The following is a 20615-nucleotide window of genomic DNA, read 5'->3' on the forward strand; positions in this document are numbered from 1 at the left end:
CCGACAGCCCCTCGATCCTCAACGCCTCGCCCGAGAGTGCGGCAGGCGGCGGGCTGTCGTGGCTGCAGACCGGCGATATGATCCGCGTCGATCTCAACACCGGGCGCTGCGACGCACTGGTCGACGAAGCCGAGATCGCCCGGCGCAAGCAGCACATCCCCTCCCCGCCGATCCCGCCCAGCAACACCCCATGGGAAGAGCTGTACCGCGAAAAGACCAGCCAGCTCGCCGATGGCGGCGTGCTGGAAATGGCCATCAAATATCGCGGAACATCCCACAAAACACCAAGGCACAACCACTGACATGCTGACAGCGCCCTTCAGACCCTCGATCAACGCGATGCTTGCGAGTGCCTGCATCCTCGGCAGCATCAGCCCGGCTCTCGCGGCAGAGCTCGACCCCGCCTTCGCATCCCACGCGGTGATCCAGCGCGACAGGCCGATACCGGTGAGCGGCACTGCCGACCCCGGCGAGACCGTGACGGTCGAGATCGGCGCGCATGTCGGCACGGCGGTGGCAGGCCGCGATGGCCGTTTCCGCATCGTGCTGCCGGCGATGGCGGCGGGCGGCCCCTATCGCATCACGGTGGCTGCGCGCAGCGGTACCAGCATCGCCGAAGACGTGCTGATCGGCGATGTGTTCCTGTGCTCGGGCCAGTCCAACATGGAAATGACGATCGCAGAATCGCAGGACAGCCGCGCCCAGATCGCCAACTCCGGCGATACTGCCATCCGGATGATGACCGTACCGCGCCAGACCGCACTCGACCCGCGCGTCACGTTCGAAAAGGCACCCCGGTGGGATGTGGCCGGCCCCCAGACGGCGGGGGCATTTTCGGCGGCGTGCTTCTACATGCTCAAGGACCTGCGCCGGACGGTCGATGTTCCGCTGGGCGCGATCCACAGCAGCTGGGGCGGAACCCGGATCAGCAGCTGGATGTCCGATGCAGCGCTCGGCCAGACCGGGGCAGCGGCCGAGGTGCAACTGCGCCAGCTCAGTGCGAAGGACCCCACCAGCGCCCAGCGCGGCTTCGGCACACGGTGGGAAAGCTGGTGGCGCGCGGCGCACAAGGATGCGCCGTGGATGCCCGATGCCGATCGCGACTGGCGACCGGTTCCAAAGATCGGATATTGGGAGGACTGGGGCGATCCGGAGCTGGTCGAATATAACGGCTTCATGTGGCTGCGCCGCGAGCTGATGCTCACTGCGGCCCAGGTTGCGCAGGGCGCGTCACTCGATCTGGGCCTTCTCGACGATCAGGACGTGGTCTGGATCAACGGTCGTCCGGTGGGTGGCGGCGGCAGCATCTCCACTCCGCGACGCTATGCACTGCCCAAGGGATCGCTGAAGGCGGGGCGCAATGTCGTCACCGTCAACGTCAACGATCTGTGGGGCAAGGGCGGGATGGCCGGGCCTGCCGATAGCATCGCGGTGACCTTTCGCAATGGCCAGCGCCTGCCGCTCGGCGAGGGCTGGTCCTATTCGCCCGACCGGCGCCGCGCGCCCGGCATGCCGCGCCCGCCCTGGGACGATACCGCAGGGGCCGGCAATCTCTACGCTGCAATGATCGCACCGCTGGGCAGCCCCGCACTCAAGGGTGTCGCCTGGTATCAGGGCGAATCCGATACCGCCCTGCCAGGCTATGCTGGCCGGCTGAGCGCGATGATCGCGGCATGGCGCGTGCAGTTCGATACGCCGAATCTACCGTTTGCGATCGTCAGCCTGGCGGGCTTCGGCGCGCCGGCGGCAGCGCCCGGCGCCAGCGGCTGGGCCGATGTCCGCAACGACCAGCGCAAGGTCGCCGTGAACGATCCCAGGGTCGGGCTAACGCTCACCCTCGACATCGGCGATCCGTTCGACGTCCACCCGGGCGAAAAGCGCGAACTGGGGCGGCGGCTTGCCCGCACGATGCGCGCGATTGCCTATGGCGGCCCGGACTCCGCTTCGGGGCCATCGGTACGTTTCGTCACACGCGGCGAAAACGCGGTAGTCGTGACCTTCGAGGGGGTAACCGGCTCACTGGTGACGCGCGGCAGCACACAGGCGATCGGCTTCGAGCTGTGCGGCGCGGATCAGGCCAGCTGCCGCTTTGTGCCGGGCATCATTGCGGGCAATCAAGTAACCCTTCCGCAGGATGGCGCGGCACCGACACGCGTGCGCTATGCCTGGGCCGATGCACCGACCATCAACCTGTTCGATAGTGCGGGACTGCCCGCCGGTCCGTTCGAGCTGCCTATCCCTTAAGCGGTCAGTCGATGCGCAGATCGGCGTGCCCGCGCACGGCGCTGCTGCGCATACGACGCACCCGGTCGAGCGCGAATGCCTTGCCTTCGGGCAGACGCAACCGCGACAGATCAACGCCGTCGACATCCTGCAGCCACAGCGCCGGGCGCAGGTCTGGCCGATCCACCTGTACTTCGACATTGTCGAGCGACAGACCGCGCACGGCCCGTGCAAACAAACCGGTAGCCGGCAGGTCGCCGAACATCGTGGCTTCCGGGTAGCCAAGCGCATTCTCCGGCGGCTGCAGGGCAGCCATGGCCGCATCGGCACCGCCAATCTGGTGGAGCAGCACATCGCTGATCGACACATCCTCGATCGGTCGTTCTGCCAATCCGGCGATCACCGCAGGCAGCTGGCTGCCGCCCGAAGAGACAAGGTTGGATATCCGCACGCGCTTGAGAGTACCGATCGGCACCCCGGCAGGGCCGCGCATCCGTTTGCCCAGCCGCAGGAAGAATGCGCCATGGACGATCCCGCGCATGGTGATGTTGCTGATCGCGACATCTTCCAGCACGCCGCCATCGACGGTTTCCAGCGCGATCCCGCGGCTGTCCTCGAAGACGCAATTGGTGATCGCGATGTTGCGAAAACCGCCATTGGATTCAGTACCGAACTTGATCCGGCCGTGGATCAGCGGGGCGAAATCGGCGGGCATCTTGCGCCATGTGCCGTCGAGGACCGATCCGATCTGGTAATTGCCGGTGACGAAGCAGCCCGAGATGGTGAGGTTTTCCGTGACCCGGGCATAGCCGAGCGCAAAGCTGGACTTGGGGCAGATGGCATCGTCATACGGCGAGTTGACGGTGCAGTTGGTCACCCGCACATTCTTGCAGCAATCGATGTCCAGCCCATCGCGGTTGGTGTCGATCAGCAGGTTGTCGATCGTCAGATTGTCGACCCCGGTGGCCAGCAGCGCGAACCAGCCCCCCTCCAGCATGCGGAAATCGCGCAACAGGACATTCCGGCAGTTCTTGAGCGCGATCGCCTTGTTTGCTGTGCCCGGGCCGCTGGGGTCCTTCAGCCAGTCGTCCTTGCCGTCACCACGGCCCAGCCCCTTCCCCCAGATCAGCCCATCGCCCGTGATCGCCATGTCGTGCAGGCCCTCGCCCCAGATCAGGCTGTTGCGCCAATGGCTGTGGCCGGCGTCCTGGAACCCGACCGCGCGCGGGTCCTGCTCTTCTGCCAGGTCATAGCCGCCGCGTCCGTCGGTGGGCGCAGCCGCGGCAAGAATGGTTGCCCCATTGGTGAGATGAAGCGAAACACGGCTCTTGAGCCTGATCGTGTAACAGGCATAGGTGCCGGGCGGGAAGATCAGGGTACCGCCGCCGCTTGCTGCCAGCGCATCGATAGCCCGGTTGATCGCAGCGGAATCGATAGCCTTGCCATCGCCCCTGGCGCCGAACTTTCGGACATCGACCGCTCCCATCGGCGCCGGCCGCAAGGCAGCACGCTGGGGCTGCGCCCCGACCGTTGCCGGCAAACCCAAAAGCGGCGCTGCCAGCGCCAAGGCCCCTGCCCCGGAAATCATCTGCCGCCGGTCAAAATGCATCAACGCTGTTCCTTGCATTGCCGTGGATCCAAAAAAGGCGGGGCCGCATGACACGGCCCCGCCAGTAGGAAGGATCTCAGAATTTGAGCTGGGCGCCGATGAAGAATTCCGCCCCCAGCGAGTCATAGGTCGCCGGATAGGTATTCGCCCGAACCTGGGCGCTGCCCACCACCGGCGGTGCGTTGGAGAACACATTGTTCACGCCGCCGAACAGTTCCACCCTGTCCATCACCTCGGCGGTGAAAGACAGATCGAAATAGTGCTCGTCACCCAGCACCGGGTGCGACAGGTCCGCCAGCGCCGGAGCGGTGGCGCTCCCTGCGCGGGTCGGCACCACGTGGCGATCGTCGGTCACCTTGCCGATATAGCGATGCCGTGCGCTGATGCTGATCGGGCCCATGTCCCAGGTGATGCGCGACGTCCCGCGCCAGCGCGGCAGCGGCTCGCCGCAGGTCTGGCCGAACGCGCCGGCACAGCGGTTCTTGATGTTGGGGAATGCAGCCACCGGCGTTGCGGTGAATTCATCCAGATAGGTGAAGTCCATTCCGAACGACAGCGTGCTGGTCTCGGCAAGGCCGAACAGCCCGAAGTTGAGCGGCTGGGTATAGCGCACGACGAAATCGATACCCGAGGTCTTCAGCTGACCCGTGTTCGCGGCGAGAACGCGGACCGGGAAATTGTCGGTGATTGCCCCGGTGTTGCGGTCGCGGCTGACCGCCTGGCAGAACTCGCTGCCCGCATCCTGCAGCACGTTGTAGCACAGGTTGAGCGTGTTGTTCAGGCCGCCACCCAGCGCCGCAATCGCCCCGTCCAGGGTGATCTTGAAGTAATCGACGCTGACGCGCAGCTCGGGCAGGAAGCTCGGTGTGAACACCGCGCCGAACGTATAGGTATCCGACCGCTCCTCGCCGACATTGGGGTTTCCGCCCTGATCGACAGGGAAGAACGCGTTGGGCTGCACGCCGGCGGTGAACACCGCGGCGGCAGGCACGCCGGTGGCAACGCAGATCGCGCGCACCGCCGCCGACTGCTGCGCAGCCGGCTGGCGGCTCGAGCACGGATCGGTCGCAACGACGTTGCTGCGGCTGATGCCCCCGAACAGCTCGTTGACATTCGGTGCGCGGATGGCCCGCTGATACTGGCCGCGGAAGGTGATGTCGTCGACCGGGCTCCACTCGGCCCCGCCAAGATAGGTCCACACGCCGCCGACACCGCCAAGGCTGTAATCGGAATAGCGGAAGGCGCCGTTGACGGTCAGAGCCTGGAAGAACGGCGTGTCGGCAAGGATAGGCAGGCGGATTTCACCGAACACTTCCTTGGCGGTGATGCCACCGGCCGTGGCCCGGCCCGCGTTGAAGCCCACCACATCGCCGCTTGCCAGGAACTGGTCGGGCCGGAACGCGGCTTCGTTCTTGCGCCATTCCAAGCCCAGGTTGAATCCGATATCGCCACCGGGAAGCGTGAACGACTTGCCCGAAATGCTGGCTGCTGCCACCTGCTGGGTGGCCTCGGTGGTGTTGGTGGCCGAAACTGAGATGGCGCGGATACACGCATCGCTGATGTTCAGGCCGAACACGTTGCAGACCGGGGCCGCACCGTTGACCGAAAGCAGCGAAGCCTGCAGCGCGCTGCGCGAGAGCGCCCGGTTCAGCTCCTCGGAAAAGTTCGTCTTCGCATAGCTATAGTAGACGTCATAGGTGAGGTCGCGCAAACCACCCTCGACCACGGTGCCCAGATCGCCGCGAAAACCACCGACAGCGCGGAACACGTCGCGCCGCTGGATGGCCTGGCGAGGGCCCACCTCGCCATAGCGCCGTCCCAGCGTAACCACCGCCAGGCCGTCATTGACCGTGGTCGTGCGGCTGACCGGTCCGGAGGCGACGGTGATCGGGTTGGTCTGTTCAGCATCCAGCTGGCGCAGGACACCCTGAACGCCTGCCGACAGGAAAGGATTGTTCACGTTGAGCAGCGTCGAAACGCCCACGTTCGACGGCGCCAGCTGGGCGCGGACCTCGTTCTGCGAATAGTGCATTTCGAGATAGCCGGTGACGTTGGGTGTGAACTCGTACGTGGTGAACGAGTTGATCATGTAGCGCTTTTGCGGGATCACCAGATAGTTGTCCGGCGCCAGATTGTAACGGTCAGCCGGATCGACGGCGTTGCGCGCAGCTGTGCCCTGATCGTTGAAGGTGAAGCCGAAACCGCCGATATTGGTCAGTCCTGCCGCGTCATAGGCTGCGCGCAGGCCCGGGCTTGCCGAACCGTAAGTGGCGATACCGGATACGCGACCATTGGGGATGTCGCCCGATCCACCGAAGATGAAGCCGGGTTGCCCCCCTGCCGAGCGGCAAGTCTGCCCCGCCGGAACCGCAAAGGGTGTGCCTACCCGGGTGACGCCGGAGTCGCTGCCGGGCACGACACAACCATCCGCCAGCGCGACCGAGGTAAAGCCGCCGCGTTCCGCGCGGGTGATGGGGTCGCGCTTGAGATAGTTGAGCGATACCACCGTATTGCCCCGGCCATCGGCGAAATTGCCGCCGGCGGTGATGGTGTAGTCCTGCGTATGTGCGCTGGTGGTCGTGTTGCCGCCAAACTGCGCCCGCGCAACCACACCTTCGAACTCGTCGTTCATCACGAAATTGACCACGCCGGTGATCGCATCGGAGCCATAGACCGCCGATGAGCCGCCGGTGACGATTTCAACCCGCTTGATCAGCGCGCTGGGAATGGTGTTGATGTCGGTGGTCTGGTCCGGGCCCGAAATCGCAAAGCGACGCCCATTGACCAGCACCAGGTTGCGGGTGGCACCGAAGCCGCGCAGGTTGAGGTCGGCGATGCCTGCGCCCTGACCCGAAACGGTCGAACCGCCGGTGGGCGATGCGATGAACTGAGGCGACTGGCCCAGCAGACGTTCGACGTTCACGGTGCCGGACAGGGTGATTTCGGTATCGTCCACCACGCTGACGGGGGTGGAGGTGTCGAAGCCGCTGCGCGCGATGCGCGAGCCGGTGACGATGATCTCTTCGTCGGCCTGGGCGTCTGCGGCCGGCACGGCTGTCGTCGTGCCACCTGGCGCTGACTGCGTCTGAGCCGCGGCCGGGTTGGCGACACAGACTCCGGCAAACGCGACACTGGCCAGCAGCGAAATGCGCAACGGATTGCTCGATACCTTCATCATACTCTCCCTGAAAAGCGGGCCTTAAGGACCTCGCCATTAAATGCTACGCGAACCAGCGCCAACAAATCCCATATGATGGGATGATGTCCTAACAGATAAAATTGGTAGCGTCAACATCTCGCCTCAGGAAGCGAATTTTCAGGGCAGAGGTGTGATGTTCTCGACCCTCACCTGCCAGCCTTTGCGCGGAAAACCGGGCGCTTTGCGTGGTGCGCCGTCCCAGCCGGCTGCCATCATGCCGACAGCCAGCAGAAGCGAACCATTTGACGGGAAGTAGGTGTCAGCGACCCTTTTGGTACCGATACCATCCGGTCCGCCCGTGGCATGAGGCTCTACCTCGACTCGCGGCGTCATGCCGGTGACTCCCCAACGGTTGTTCAACTGATCGGCAAACAGCCAGTCGACCGCTGCTTCGGGATCCCCGAGCCGCGCTGCCGTCATGGCGATCATCGGGAAATCCCAACCCCAGGTCTGGCGCAGATCCCAATGGCTTTCGACCGCCTTGAGCGTGGCGCGCATCACCGCAGGGTCGATGGCTTGCCCGGGGATCAGGCCAAAAGCCATCAGGAATGAAGGATGGTCGCGGTTGAGGCATCCGGCCGGGGTTGCGTCTTTGCGGCAGCGGCCTGCGGTATCCTGCCAGAATCGTGGTTCGCCAGGAACGGGCAGATACAAGCCATCAGCCTGGGCCGGAGCCGGCAACGCTGCTATCTCGCGGTCCCATTCCGCCTTGCGGGGCAATCCGCGCCGTTCCCGCCATTGCTGGGCGATCGTCAGCGCCCAGCGCCAGTATTCGAGCTCGAACGTCGGATCTCGTGTGGTCAGCGGATCGTGGTTCTCCTGCACCGGCACGATCGGCGGCCCCAGTGCGACCCGCGACGTCCCATCGGGCAAGGGCCAGCTGGCCAGCAGGTCGGCCGTATCCTCGACCAACACTCCATAGAGCGCGGTCGCTTCTCGATCGGAGGTCGCGCGGCGGCGTAGCTCTGCGAGGAAGATGGGATGCGGTTGCTGCCACATGATGAAGGGGTTGATGGGGCTGGGGCTTTCACGCCCTTCCGGCCCTGTCATCTTGGGCCACCACGCCCCCTTCACACCCCGGCTGGTCGCCAGCGCCCGTGCCTGCGGCAGATGCTCCAGATGCCATGCCAGCATGCGGTCGAGCAATTGTGCGCGCCCCCATGTTGCAAAATGTCCGGCGTGCCAGATCGCCATTTCCAGATGGAACTTGCCGTTCCAACTATTGGAGAACAGACCCTCTTCCTGCGGCGGAACGCTGCCCGCCTGGTTGATGCGCGCCAGATATTGCGACAGCACCACCCGGCGTTCCAGTTCATGCGCGCGCGGATCGGTGCTGCCCGAAAAGTCGATGACACCCCCGGTGCGCCAGTAATCGATCCAGGCCTTGTCCGCAGCCTTGGTCATACCATCGAAGGGTTGCAGCGCTGATGCAGCCTTTCCGAACCCGACGGTCGCGACCAGACGCTGCCCCGAGCCGAGGATCGTGAATCGATGCACACCATCGGCGGAGATGCGGCCCCCCGGCGCAGACAGGTTGCTGTCATAATCGGTGCTGTCGATCGTCCGCCGCACCTGCACCGCCTGCGCCGTCGCCCGGACGATTTGCGTTGCATGGCCTTCCGGCGATTCCCAGTCGGACGGGTCGGGATTGAGCGGTGCCTTCACTCCCGGATAGGTAACGCTGACCGACACCCGCCCCGTCGCCACCAACGGCGAGCGCACGGAGACGAGCACGACATCGGATGCCGCCGCTACGCGGGTTTCGACTGTCACTGGCGCGCCATCGAACACGAACCGGCTGATCAGGACTCCACGCCATAGGTCAAGCCGCTGGCGGGTGGCGGTCAGATCGCTGAGCACGGCAGCCGAACCATCGCGCCGGGTCAGCTTCAGGCTGATCCGCGCCAGCGAAAAGCGGTGCGGATTTTCCCGCAGCCAGACCAGCGCGGGACGGTCCTTGAGCATCGAGAAATCACGAAACCAGGCATAAGACAGCGTCCCCCTGCCCTGTACCGGCACCTGCGCATCGCCATCGGCGGCGGTCCATCCGCGCGGATTGGCGAAGCTGTGCCAGGCCCATTGCGCCATGGTCAGCAGCGGCGATTGCGGCACGTAGGCCTCCGGAAACGTCTGCAGCCCGGTGATGTCGGCAGTAAAGCCCAGTTCGCCATTGCCGATCATCACCGGCGCATGCGGGTCGACGCTGGTGAGATGGACATCATGGCGCGAAATCAGGGCCTTGCGGTCAATCTTCGCTTCGGCGCTTGCAGATCCCAGCACCAGGCATGCCGCCAGCAGCAGGCGGACGATCACGCCAGAATGTCCCGCGTGATCGCCGGAATGTTCGTGCACCCGGTCAACGCCATTGCCACGCGCATTTCCGCTTCGATCAGCCCCAGCATATGTCTCACACCCTGTTCTCCTGCTGCCGCGAGCGCATAAGCCCAGGCCCGCCCCAGCAGCACGCCATCTGCTCCCAGTGCCAACATGCGCACCACGTCCAGTCCGGATCGTACCCCGCTGTCTGCCAGCACCGTCACGCGGCCGTCCACCGCATCGGCGATCGGCGGCAACGCCTTGGCGCTCGACAGGACCCCATCAAGCTGCCGGCCGCCATGGTTGGACACGATGATGCCATCGGCGCCATGATCGGCTGCAAGCCGGGCATCGTCGGGATCGAGAATCCCTTTGACGATCAACGGGCCGTCCCATCGCGAGCGCACAAATTCGAGATCGCGCCATGTCACCGTGGGGTCGAAATTGTTGCGCATCCAGCCGAGAAAATCCTCGAGCCCGCTGTTGCTGCCAAGCACCGGGGCGACATTGCCCAGATGGTGCGGACGCCCTTGCAGCCCGACGTCCCAGGCCCAGCCCGGCCGCCGAGCAGCCTGCCAGGCCCGCCGGAGCGACCCTGCCATCCCTGCGGCTCCCGCAAGGCCCGAACGCAGATCGCGATAGCGTGATCCGGGTACCGGCATGTCGACCGTGAAGACCAGCGCCGAACAGCCAGCCGCCCTGGCTTGATCGATCAGGTCGATCATGAACGCGCGGTCGCGGATCATGTACAGCTGGAACCAGAACGGCGCGGCGGCTGCGGCGACCTCTGCCAGCGGACAGACCGACACGGTGGAAAGGCAGAACGGCACGCCCGCCGCCTGCGCGGCGCGCGCGGCCTGCACCTCGCCGCGCCGGGCGTTCATCCCCGCGAGCCCCACGGGTGCGAGTGCCACCGGCATGGCCAGACGCTGGCCGAACAGCTCGGTCGAAAGATCGATCGCCGACACATCGGTCATCACCCGCTGGCGCAGGGCAACCTCCGCCAGATCGGTTACATTTCGTTGCAGCGTGACCTCGGCATAAGAGCCGCCATCGATATATTCGAACAGGAAATGCGGAAGCCGTGCACGGGCCAGTGCGCGATAATCCAGCGTGGATGCCGCGGCAGTCATTGCAGGTTTACGAAAGCGCCGCCGTCCACCAGCAGCGCCGCACCGGTGACATAGCGTGCCATGTCCGATGCGAGGAAAAGCGTCGGGCCCACCAGATCGTCGGGCTCTCCCAGCCGGCCCAGCGGAACACGCGCCGCCATCCGCGCCCGCTTGCCTTCGTCGGCAAGGTCATCCTTGTTGATGTCGGTGAGGATCGTGCCGGGCAGCACCGAATTGCAGCGAATGCCATGCCGCCCTAAAGCGATCGCGGCGGACTGCATCAGCGAATGCACTCCCGCCTTGGTCGGGGTGTAATGGGTCTGGAACTCGCCGCCGACCAGCGCCGAGATCGAGGAGACCGCAATGATCGCGCCGCCCCGCCCGCCTGCGACCATCGCATTGGCAGCGGCCTGGACCATATGGAACGCGCCATGCAGATTGACGCGCGCGGTGCGCTCGAAGACTTCGGCAGGCATATCCAGAAAGCTGTGAAACGGGCAGATGCCGGCATTGCTGACGAACACATCGACCCGCCCCAGGGCGATGACCGCCTCACGCACGAATCGTTCCGCCTCGCCGGGTTCGGCGACATCGCCGGTGACCGTCAGGGCCTTGCGACCGAGCGCCTCGATCTGCGCGACCAGCGCCTGAGCCGGGTCCTTGTCGAACACCGCCACGTCGGCCCCTGCCCGCGCTGCGCCGAGCGCGATCGCGCGGCCGATGCCACTGGCACCCCCTGTCACCAAAACTGTCTGCCCGGCCAGCAGGTTCATCTATCGCTCCACCCCAGATCCCGGGCGATGGCTTCCGCCGTCTGGCGGACATCGACCACCAAAGCCTGGATGCGCTCGTCGTCCATATACTGCGCCGCGCTCGACACGCTGATCGCGGCGACGATCCGTCCGCTCGAATCGCGCACGGGGGCAGCGACACAGCGGATGGCATCCTCATTCTCTTCCAGATCGAAGGCATGGCCGCTTGCGGCGTAAGTCTTCATCCGTTCGAGCCACAGATCGCGCTCGATCGGAAAGGCGCCCGCCGCCTGGTCCTGCTCGAACAGCGCCAGCCAACGCGGTGGCTTGTCATCGATCAGCAGCGCCTTGCCCAGACCGGTAGACGTCAGCGGGTGGCGGTCGCCAATACGGCTGCGGATATCGATCCGCCGCTGTCCGGCGATCTTGTCGAGGTAAAGCGCACGGTCGTGATCGAGCACGCCCAGGTGCACCGTATCGCCTGACAGCTTGGCCAGTTCTTCGAGATGCGGCCGCGCCGTCTGCACCACATCGGTCTGGCGCTGCGCCAAAAAGCCCAGCTTGAGCAGTTCGGGGCCCAGAGTGTAGCCGCGCCTAGGCACCGATGCGAGATATCGCCGGTCGATCAAGGCGTTCGCGAGCCTGTGCGTGGTGGACCGGGTCAGCCCCAGCTTGTCCGCTAGCGCTGCCAGCTGGATCGGACCATCGGCGCATGCCTCGATCACGTCGAGCCCCCGCAATAGGGTCTGGCTACCGCCGGTGCCATTTTTCTGATCCTCAGCCATTGACGTCATTACTCCCATAAATTAGCATTCAATCTCACAATATGAAAGAGGATATTATGAGGGCTCCGTTAGACCGCGTTGATGATGGCGCTTGTTTGCCCGCCGTGGCCGGTGTCGGTCTGTCGTGATTCCCTTTCCAAAAATCGTTGCTGTTCGTGCGTTTACCGCGCGCGGTGGCGGCGCGGACTATCACGACCAGGGCGCTGGCCACTGGATCGACGATCATATCGCAACGCCCATGGCACGGTACCCCGAATATCGCGCGTCGCGCCAGAGCTTCGGCATCAATGTGCTGGGCACGCTGGTGGTGGAGCTGGAAGCGAGCGACGGAACAGTTGGCTTTGCGGTCACCACCGGGGGCGAACCTGCGGCGTTCATCGTCGAGCGGCACCTGTCGCGCTTCCTGATCGGTCAGAACCCTGCAGACTTTGAACGCATCTGGGACCAGATGTATTTCTCGACCCAATATTACGGGCGCAAGGGGCTGGTCGTGAACGCGATCTCGGCGGTCGATCTGGCGTTGTGGGATTTGCTGGGAAAGCTGCGGCAGGAACCGGTCTATCACCTGCTCGGCGGCGCGGTTCGCGACGAGCTGCAATTCTACGCGACCGGCGCCCGCCCTGACATCGCGCGCGATCTCGGCTTTATCGGCGGCAAGCTGCCGCTGCACCACGGCCCGGCGGAGGGTGACGAGGGGCTCAAGAAGAATGTCGCGCTGCTGGCCGACATGCGCGCCAGGTGCGGCGACGATTTCTGGCTGATGCACGACTGCTGGATGGCGCTTGATGTCGATTATGCCACCCGGCTGGCGCATGCCTGCCACGCCCATGGCCTCAAGTGGATCGAGGAGGCAATCAGCCCGGACGATTACTGGGGCTATGCCGAACTCAAGCGCAATGTGCCCAATGGCATGCTGGTGACCTGCGGCGAGCATGAAGCCACGCGCTGGGGCTTTCGCATGCTGCTGGAGATGGACTGCTGCGACATCATCCAGCCCGATGTGGGCTGGTGCGGCGGCATCACCGAGCTCATCAAGATTTCCGCGCTGGCCGATGCGCGCGGCAAGCTCGTCGTCCCGCATGGATCGAGCGTCTACAGCTATCACTTTGTCGTGACCCGCCACAATTCGCCCTTCGCGGAATTCCTGATGATGCACCCTGGCCCGACGGAGGTCGTGCCGATGTTCGCCCCACAATTGCTGGGCGAGCCGGTGCCGCACAACGGGCGCATCAAGGCGAGCGCTCTGGACAAGCCGGGGTTCGGGGTTGAGCTCAACCCCGATGTCCCCCTTCACCGCCCCTACTCCAATTGACGAGTTGAACATGAAACTATGCCGCTATGGGCCCAAGGGCTCTGAAAAACCCGGATTGGTCGATGCCACGGGTCGTTTGCGAGACCTGTCCGGGGTTATCGACGACCTCACGGTCGACGCGATCTCCACGCTTGCAGCGCTCGACCCCGACACCTTGCCGCTGTTGGAGGGCACGCCGCGCTATGGCGTCCCCGTCGCCGGGATCGGCAAGTTCCTCGCCATCGGCCTCAACTATGCCGATCACGCGCGTGAAGCCGGGCTCGAGCCGCCGCCCGAGCCGATCTTCTTCACCAAGGCGATTTCGTGCCTCAACGGCCCCAATGACGATGTCATGATCCCCGATGGCTCGCGCAAGACCGACTGGGAGGTCGAGCTGGGCGTGGTGATCGGCAAGACCTGCCGCTACGTGCCCGAGGCCGAAGCCCTGTCGCATGTTGCAGGCTTTGTGCTGGTCAACGACGTCTCCGAGCGCGCCTTTCAGAAGGAACTCGGCAGCCAGTGGGACAAGGGCAAGGGCTGCGACACCTTCGGCCCGGTCGGCCCGTGGCTGGTCACCCCCGACGAGATCGCCGATTGCCAGGCACTCGACATGTTTCTCGATATCAACGGCAAGCGGATGCAGACCGGGAACACGGGGACGATGATTTTCCCCGTCGCCGAATGCATCGCCTATGTCAGCCGCTTCATAACCCTGCACCCTGGCGATCTGCTGATCACCGGCACGCCGCCTGGCGTCGGCGAGGGCCAGAAGCCTGACCAGATATTCCTGCAGCCCGGCGACGAGATGCGGCTGGGCATCACAGGCCTGGGCGAACAGCGCCAGCGAGTCGTGGCCTTCGACCTGGCAGCGCTGGCGTGAGCGTGTTTTCCGGACGTTTCGCAGGCCGTTGCGCGGTCATTACTGGTGGTGCCTCGGGCCTGGGCTTTGCGGTGGCAGAGCGCATCGTCGCGGAAGGTGGCCAGGTTTCACTGTGGGACAGTAACGCCGATGCCTTGGCCGAAGCGGCGGCCGCGATTGGCGCGGCCAGTGTCAGCCAGGTGGATGTCGGTGATCTGGCCGCGGTCGAGGCGGCGGTCGAGGCCTCGGTCGCCGCGATGGCGCACATCGATATCCTGGTCTGCTCGGCTGGCATCACCGGCGCCACGGCGCCTGCGCACCAATATCCGGTGGATAGCTGGCGGCAGGTTGTCGATGTCAACCTTCACGGCGTCTTCCATTCCAACCGGTCGGTCATCCCGCTGATGCTGGCCAACGGCTATGGCCGGATCGTCAATATCTCGTCCGTCGCCGGCAAGGAGGGCAACCCCAATGCCAGCGCCTATTCGGCCACCAAGGCGGCGGTGATCGGCTTTACCAAGAGCGTGGGCAAGGAACTCGCCGGCAAGGGCATCGTCGCCAACGCGCTCACCCCCGCCACCTTCGAAAGCCCGATCCTGGACCAGCTACCGCAGAGCCAGATCGACTATATGCTGTCGCGCATTCCGATGGGGCGGCTGGGCAGGGTCGAGGAATCGGCGGCGATGGTCTGCTTCATGGCATCGGAAGAATGCACCTTTACCACGGCGTCGACCTTCGACACCTCGGGAGGCCGCACAACCTTCTGACACGCGCACACCGACCCCGCAGACGGGGCGGCCATTGAGGACGAGAGGAGCGAGATTGGACCGCCCGCCATTTGTCGATGCCCATGTGCATTTCTGGCAGCTCTCACGCTTGCGCTATCCCTGGCTGACCCCGCCGTTCGATGACGGCGGGCCCAACGGCCCGGTTGCGGCCATCGCCCAGGACTACACGCTTGCCGACTATCTGGTGGAAGCAGGTGGCTGGGATGTGCGGGGCATGGTCCATGTCGATGCCGGAGCCGATCCACGCGACGCGCTGGCCGAAACCGAATGGCTGCAGGCCACCGCCGACACGCACGGCATGCCCAATGCGATCATCGCCTATGCCGATCTGGCCCAGAGCGATGTCGACGATCTGCTCGCAGCCCATGTTGCGCACGCCAATGTCCGCGGCATCCGCCATATCGTCAACTGGCACCGCGATGCAGATCGCACCTATACCGCGCGCGACGTAACCAGCGATGCTGCCTGGCAGAACGGCTTTGCCCGGCTTGCCGCGCACGGCCTGTCGTTCGATCTGCAATGCTATCCCGGCCAGATGCCGGGGCTCGCTCGTTTGCTGCAGCAGCATCCGGATATCCCGGTGTGCATCAATCATGCTGGCATGGGGGTCGATGGCGAGGCGGACTGGCGCGACGGCATGCAACCGCTCGCCGCCCTGCCCCAGGTTGCGGTCAAGCTGTCCGGCTTCGGCTTTGTCTTCCGCCCGCTCGATCCGTCCAAGGTCCGCGACCGATTGCGCCGGACGATCGACCTGTTCGGGCCAGAGCGCTGCATGATTGCCAGCGACTTTCCCACCGACCGGCTGTTCGGCGGGTTCGACGCCATTCTCGACAACTATCTGGAGGCGGTACACGATCTGCCTGACGCGCAGATCCGCGCACTGTTTGCCGGCAATGCCAACCGTTTCTATCGCCTGGGACTGGACCTGACATCATGACCCCCAATCCGCTGATCGGCGTGCTTTATCACTGGCTGGGCGGCTTTGCCTCGGCGAGCTTCTATGTGCCCTATCGCGCGGTGCGCGGCTGGTCGTGGGAAATCTACTGGCTGACCGGAGGGCTGTTTTCCTGGGCGATCGCGCCCTGGCTGTTCGCATGGCTGCAGACCAACGAACTGCTAATGGTCTTTCGGGAGGCGCCCGATGCCGCGATCATCTGGCCGGTGGTGTTCGGCATGTTGTGGGGCTTTGGCGGGCTGACCTATGGGCTGACCATGCGCTATCTGGGCCTGTCACTCGGGATGGCAGTGGTGCTGGGGCTGTGCACGGTGTTCGGGACATTGATTCCGCCGCTGTTCCAGGGAGACTTCCAGTCCAAGCTGCTCGACAGCCTCAGCGGCAACATCATTCTGGCCGGGCTCGCCATCACGCTCGCAGGGATCATCGTCGTTGCCATCGCCGGCGCGCGCAAGGACGCCAGCCTGACCGATGCGCAAAAGGCTGATGCGGTGGCCGAATTCAACTTCCGCAAGGGCATCGGCGTGGCGATCTTCAGCGGCGTCATGTCCTCGTGCTTCGCCTTCGGGCTGGCGGCAGGCGAACCGGTCAAGGCGGTTTCGGCCGCGCATGGCACCGGCCCGTTGTGGACCGGCCTGCCCGTGCTGTGCCTGATCATGGCGGGGGGCCTGGTCACCAACGGCCTGTGGTGCGCCTTTCTGATCCTGCGCAATCGCAGCGCCGGGCAATGGGTGGGACGCTCTGCAGATGCCGCGACGGAGGTGCCTGCACCGGCTGCAGCCAATCCGTCCGCAGCGCTGCAACCTGCCATCCCGCTGCTCGCGAATTTCGGGCTGTGCGCGCTGGCGGGGACGACCTGGTATTTCCAGTTCTTCTTCTACACGATGGGGGAAAGCCAGATGGGCCGGCTGGGCTTCTCGTCCTGGACGTTGCACATGGCCTCGATCATCATCTTCGGGACCGTGTGGGGCTTTGCCCTGCGCGAATGGCGCGACGCGCCGGGCCGCATCAAGGCGATGGTCTGGTCGGGTGTCGCGCTGCTGGTGATGGCGACGATCGTCATCGGCTATGGCAACATGCTGGGGGCGTGAGGATCATGCGGTCCAACCTCGTATACTCGCTGGCGCTGGCGCTGGCGCTGGCTCTGGGCGGGGCGACATCCGCCACAGCCACGCCCCCGGCCAACCGGCAGTATGCGAACCCGATCATCTGGGCCGACTATTCGGACCCCGATGTGATCCGCGTAGGCGACCGCTATTACATGGTCTCGTCGAGCTTCCACCTGTCGCCGGGCATCCCGGTGCTCGAATCGGCCGATCTGGTGAGTTGGCGGATCATCGGCCATGTCCTGCCGCGGCTGCCGTTCGATCCTGCCTATGACATGCCCGGGCCTCACACGCTGACCGATGGGATTTCCAAGCCGATCGGCGGCACCCGCTATGCCAGCGGAACCTGGGCTCCGTCGATCCGCCACCATGCCGGAAAATTCTTCGTCTATGTCGCCACCCCGGACGAGGGCATCTTCATGATGACCGCGACTGATCCGCGCGGTCCGTGGAGCGCCCCAATCCAGGTCATCGCAGGACCCGGTCTGGAAGACCCCTGCCCTTTCTGGGACGATGACGGCAGCGCATGGCTGATCCACGGACGCGTCGGGGCAGGCCCGTTGATCCTCCACCGCATGTCCGCGGACGGCACGCGCGTGCTCGACCAAGGCATCGTGGTGGCCGAGGACAGGCAGCGGCTTCCCGTGCTGGAAGGCCCCAAGCTCTACAAGCGCGACGGATATTACTATATCTTCGCGCCGATTGGCGGGGTGAGCACCGGCCCGCAGGCCGTCGGCCGATCCCGCCGCATCACCGGTCCATATGAGTGGCGCGATGTGCTGCTGCCCACCGCCGAGGTCAAAGGCCCGCACCAGGGCGGCTACGTGGAAACACCCTCGGGCCAGGGCTGGTTCGTCCATTTCAACTCGACCGGCGCGTTCGGGCGCATCACCTGGCTGGAGCCGGTCCGCTGGGAAGATGGCTGGCCGTTGATGGGTGATGCGTCCAATCGCCCCGTAGCGAGCGCCGCCGCGCCCGATGTGCCCGCATCATCGCCGCGCTTTGCGCTGCAGGCATCCGACGAGTTCAGCGGCCGCAGGCTGGGGCTGCAATGGCAGTGGAACCATAATCCGGACGACCGCCGGTGGTCGCTGGCAGACCGGCCGGGCTGGCTGCGGCTGTCGGCGGGCCATGCGCGCTATCTCACCCACGCCCGCAACACGCTGACCCAGATGCTCACCGGCCCGCACATGGTCGCCACCGCGCGGATCGATCTGCGGCGGATGGCCGATGGCCAGCGCGCCGGGCTGACCATGTTCGGCGTCCGCCCGACCTGGATCGGCGCGGTGCGCGAAGGCGGCGTCACCCGGCTCGCCTTTGCCAGCGAAGGCGTTGAAACGCTGGGCGAGCCGCTCCCCGCCACCGCGCTGTTCCGCGTCGAGGTCGGTCCCGACCAGCGGGCGCATTACAGCTGGAGCGCGGACGGACGGCGCTTCTCTCCCATTGGCAAGGCGCTGCAACTGGCGCCTTTCTCATGGTGGCGCGGGTCGCGGCCCGGGCTGTTTACCTTCACCCATGCCGCAAGCCCGGCCGGATCGATCGATGTGGACTGGGTACGCATTTCATCCCGCAAGGAGAAGAAGTGATGGTCGATTGCACACGCCGTACGCTGCTGGCCGGAGCGGGGGCAGCGGCGCTGCTGCCGCGCACCGCCTGGGCCGAACCTGCCATCGGGCCGTCGCTCGACGTGCTGGCAGGGCTTTCGGGTCGGCGTTTCGGCTCTGCGATCGGCGGCGGCCATGGCGGGCCGCTCACCCGCTGTTTCGACGATCCGGCCTATCGCGCGATCATGGCAGCGGAATGCGGCGTCATGACCCCCGAAAACGAACTCAAGTGGAGCGTGTTGCGCCGTGGTGGCGCAGGATCGTTCGATTTTGCCCCCGCCGACCGGTTGCTGGCCTTTGCGGAAGCCAACGGCATGGCGTTTCGCGGGCACACCCTGTTGTGGCACCATCCGCAATACACCCCCGAATGGGTCGCCACGCATGATTACGGATCGAAGCCCGCCAGCGAGGCCGCACGGCTGATCGAGGAGCATGTGACCACGGTCTGCAGCCATTATGGCCGCCGCATCCTGAGCTATGACGTGGTCAACGAGGCGATCGATCCGGAAACCGGGAATTACCGCACAACCCCGCTGACGCAGCATCTCAGCCCGCAAGAGGCCGTAGACCTGGCCTTCCGCGCCGCACGCGCGGCCGCGCCCGAGGCCGAGTTGGTGTATAATGATTTCATGTCCTGGGAGCCTGGTAGCCCGCGCCATGTGCCCGCCGTACTCGAACTGCTCGAAGGGTTTCGCAAGCGCGGCGTGCCGGTGGACGCGCTGGGAATCCAGGGCCATATCGGTGACCCCGGTGGTGCCAAGAGCGCCCCCTTCGCTGCGCGCGACGAACGGGCGTGGCGGCGTTTTCTCGATGCCGTCACCGCGATGGGTTACAAGCTGCACATCACCGAGCTGGATATCAGCGACAAGAAGCTGCCCGCCCCGACGGCCGAGCGCGACGCGCAGGTGGCCGACTATGCCCGAGCGTATCTGGACTGCATGCTGAGCTATCCGCAGTTGGGCGACATCGTGCTGTGGGGCATTACCGATCAGTATAACTGGCTCAATGGGCTGACCCCGCGCAGCGACGGCCTGCCCAAGCGACCAACCCCCTATGATGACCAGTTTCGCGCAAAACCGCTCCGTGCCGCCATTGCCGATGCTCTCATAACAGCCGCGCGACGCTCAAGCATTTAGCATCATTTTTGCGGCCTGGACCTCAAACCTGGCGCGCCGCCACGCATTGCTGCCGGATCATGCATGCCATAGTACCCCGTGCCGACATACGCGGCTGGCAAACGCCCTGGTAGGCACCGCCGTTTCGCGCTTGCCCGCCGTCTAGATCCTCTTGAGCACAGCTAAAAGTTCTGCGGGCTCGACCGCGTCGATAGGACAAGGACCGATGGTTCGATCCGTTTGGCCGAATCTCAAGATAGAGGCCTTTGTCGGCGAATGTGGGACAATCCGGCCGGTCATGGCGGTTAACTCCAATCAGGCCCCACGCGAATATGCGACGCGGTTTCTTGCGCTTACCATTCAAAGTGCTCTGGAACCGACACTGATATCGGGGCTCGATCTCAATTTGCCGAGACGCAACAATAATTCTCATGGGCTATTAACCACGCCGATAAATCTCCGTTTCAGCAACTACCGGTATCCGGGGGCGTCGGAGGTGTTTGCCATGCGTGCTAAGTTAGCTGGAACCGTGATTGCTGCGTTCGCAGCGGCATTAGTGCCGCTGAACGCAGCCAATGCGTCCTCGTTGGGCATTCAGCTGCGAGTGACGGTTCCAGTAATATGCCACATCACAGATGCCTACGCGCCCAACCCGTCGAGCGGGGAAATCCTGCTGGAGACGAATTGCAACGCCGAACATTATGCGATTTCGCTGGGCGGAGATCTCTCCGACATCGGCGTGGGAGGCGTGTCAGCCAGCCAAGGCCGCGCAGCTTCTTTCGGCAGCCAGTTGAGCATGCAGTCGGATCGACCCGGGCGAACCGTCATTCGTGTCCAGATGAACGGCGACCTCAGCCAGGTTCGCTCCGCCTATTTCAACATCCAGGCACTCTGATCCACG

16 protein-coding genes are annotated in these 20615 nt (G+C 64.9%); 10 read left to right on the plus strand and 6 right to left on the minus strand.

From position 1 onward, the window contains the following. Positions 1-302: dihydroxy-acid dehydratase (locus IP68_RS18950; RefSeq protein WP_054136587.1), on the plus strand; the 302-nt coding region annotated here is incomplete at its 5' end. A gap of 1 nt (position 303) precedes the next feature. Beyond that, positions 304-2244 carry a sialate O-acetylesterase gene (locus IP68_RS18955; protein ID WP_231684172.1) on the plus strand — a complete coding sequence of 647 codons (1941 nt, stop codon included), beginning with the start codon at positions 304-306 and terminating at the stop codon, positions 2242-2244. A gap of 4 nt (positions 2245-2248) precedes the next feature. Here IP68_RS18955 and IP68_RS18960 read toward each other — a convergent pair whose 3' ends face one another. The 6 genes from IP68_RS18960 to IP68_RS18985 all read right to left on the minus strand — a co-directional run bounded on the left by IP68_RS18960 (position 2249) and on the right by IP68_RS18985 (position 12005). Next, a complete protein-coding gene (locus IP68_RS18960; RefSeq protein WP_054136588.1) occupies positions 2249-3832 on the minus strand; it encodes a glycoside hydrolase family 28 protein in 1584 nt (527 codons plus the stop codon). 76 nt (positions 3833-3908) lie between these two features. After that, positions 3909-7007: a TonB-dependent receptor domain-containing protein gene (locus IP68_RS18965; protein ID WP_231684174.1), complete on the minus strand. Its 3099-nt coding sequence runs from the start codon at positions 7005-7007 to the stop codon at positions 3909-3911. A gap of 141 nt (positions 7008-7148) precedes the next feature. Beyond that, positions 7149-9383 carry a hypothetical protein gene (locus tag IP68_RS18970; protein WP_231684176.1) on the minus strand — a complete coding sequence of 745 codons (2235 nt, stop codon included), beginning with the start codon at positions 9381-9383 and terminating at the stop codon, positions 7149-7151. Continuing rightward, the gene (lldD, locus tag IP68_RS18975; RefSeq protein ID WP_054136590.1) at positions 9341-10480 is read right to left on the minus strand and encodes an FMN-dependent L-lactate dehydrogenase LldD; all 1140 of its coding nucleotides are present in this window, start codon (positions 10478-10480) and stop codon (positions 9341-9343) included. Before lldD ends, IP68_RS18970 begins: the two co-directional genes overlap by 43 nt. Beyond that, a complete protein-coding gene (locus tag IP68_RS18980) occupies positions 10477-11232 on the minus strand; it encodes an SDR family NAD(P)-dependent oxidoreductase (RefSeq protein WP_054136591.1) in 756 nt (251 codons plus the stop codon). Before IP68_RS18980 ends, lldD begins: the two co-directional genes overlap by 4 nt. Continuing rightward, on the minus strand, positions 11229-12005 hold the full coding sequence (locus tag IP68_RS18985; RefSeq protein WP_117353184.1) for an IclR family transcriptional regulator: 777 nt from the start codon (positions 12003-12005) through the stop codon (positions 11229-11231). Before IP68_RS18985 ends, IP68_RS18980 begins: the two co-directional genes overlap by 4 nt. A gap of 118 nt (positions 12006-12123) precedes the next feature. Between IP68_RS18985 and rhmD the strand changes: the two genes are divergently transcribed. The 8 genes from rhmD to IP68_RS20380 all read left to right on the plus strand — a co-directional run bounded on the left by rhmD (position 12124) and on the right by IP68_RS20380 (position 20609). Continuing rightward, positions 12124-13308 carry an L-rhamnonate dehydratase gene (gene rhmD, locus IP68_RS18990; RefSeq protein ID WP_156318305.1) on the plus strand — a complete coding sequence of 395 codons (1185 nt, stop codon included), beginning with the start codon at positions 12124-12126 and terminating at the stop codon, positions 13306-13308. 10 nt (positions 13309-13318) lie between these two features. Further along, on the plus strand, positions 13319-14167 hold the full coding sequence (locus IP68_RS18995) for a fumarylacetoacetate hydrolase family protein (protein WP_054136594.1): 849 nt from the start codon (positions 13319-13321) through the stop codon (positions 14165-14167). Further along, entirely contained in the window at positions 14164-14913 is a 750-nt protein-coding gene (locus tag IP68_RS19000; RefSeq protein ID WP_054136595.1) for an SDR family NAD(P)-dependent oxidoreductase, read from the plus strand. Before IP68_RS18995 ends, IP68_RS19000 begins: the two co-directional genes overlap by 4 nt. Positions 14914-14968: 55 nt before the next feature. Then, entirely contained in the window at positions 14969-15871 is a 903-nt protein-coding gene (locus IP68_RS19005; protein ID WP_054136596.1) for an amidohydrolase, read from the plus strand. Next, a complete protein-coding gene (rhaT, locus tag IP68_RS19010) occupies positions 15868-16980 on the plus strand; it encodes an L-rhamnose/proton symporter RhaT (protein ID WP_054136597.1) in 1113 nt (370 codons plus the stop codon). Before IP68_RS19005 ends, rhaT begins: the two co-directional genes overlap by 4 nt. 5 nt (positions 16981-16985) lie before the next feature. Continuing rightward, on the plus strand, positions 16986-18581 hold the full coding sequence (locus tag IP68_RS19015; RefSeq protein WP_054136598.1) for a glycoside hydrolase 43 family protein: 1596 nt from the start codon (positions 16986-16988) through the stop codon (positions 18579-18581). Beyond that, a complete protein-coding gene (locus IP68_RS19020; RefSeq protein ID WP_054136599.1) occupies positions 18581-19735 on the plus strand; it encodes an endo-1,4-beta-xylanase in 1155 nt (384 codons plus the stop codon). The genes IP68_RS19015 and IP68_RS19020 overlap by 1 nt, the downstream gene beginning before the upstream one ends. A 205-nt stretch (positions 19736-19940) precedes the next feature. Then, on the plus strand, positions 19941-20609 hold the full coding sequence (locus IP68_RS20380) for a hypothetical protein (protein WP_156318294.1): 669 nt from the start codon (positions 19941-19943) through the stop codon (positions 20607-20609). Positions 20610-20615: the final 6 nt, after the last annotated feature.

The organism is Blastomonas sp. AAP25 (genome assembly GCF_001295965.1).
GTDB lineage: Bacteria > Pseudomonadota > Alphaproteobacteria > Sphingomonadales > Sphingomonadaceae > Blastomonas > Blastomonas fulva.

Coding starts and splice junctions, on each gene's coding strand:
- IP68_RS18955 (WP_231684172.1), top strand. CDS start 304: ATGCTGACAGCGCCCTTCAGACCCTCGATCAACGCGATGCTTGCGAGT.
- IP68_RS18960 (WP_054136588.1), bottom strand. CDS start 3,832: ATGCATTTTGACCGGCGGCAGATGATTTCCGGGGCAGGGGCCTTGGCG.
- IP68_RS18965 (WP_231684174.1), bottom strand. CDS start 7,007: ATGAAGGTATCGAGCAATCCGTTGCGCATTTCGCTGCTGGCCAGTGTC.
- lldD (WP_054136590.1), bottom strand. CDS start 10,480: ATGACTGCCGCGGCATCCACGCTGGATTATCGCGCACTGGCCCGTGCA.
- IP68_RS18980 (WP_054136591.1), bottom strand. CDS start 11,232: ATGAACCTGCTGGCCGGGCAGACAGTTTTGGTGACAGGGGGTGCCAGT.
- IP68_RS18985 (WP_117353184.1), bottom strand. CDS start 12,005: ATGACGTCAATGGCTGAGGATCAGAAAAATGGCACCGGCGGTAGCCAG.
- IP68_RS18995 (WP_054136594.1), top strand. CDS start 13,319: ATGAAACTATGCCGCTATGGGCCCAAGGGCTCTGAAAAACCCGGATTG.
- rhaT (WP_054136597.1), top strand. CDS start 15,868: ATGACCCCCAATCCGCTGATCGGCGTGCTTTATCACTGGCTGGGCGGC.
- IP68_RS19015 (WP_054136598.1), top strand. CDS start 16,986: ATGCGGTCCAACCTCGTATACTCGCTGGCGCTGGCGCTGGCGCTGGCT.
- IP68_RS19020 (WP_054136599.1), top strand. CDS start 18,581: ATGGTCGATTGCACACGCCGTACGCTGCTGGCCGGAGCGGGGGCAGCG.
- IP68_RS20380 (WP_156318294.1), top strand. CDS start 19,941: ATGGTTCGATCCGTTTGGCCGAATCTCAAGATAGAGGCCTTTGTCGGC.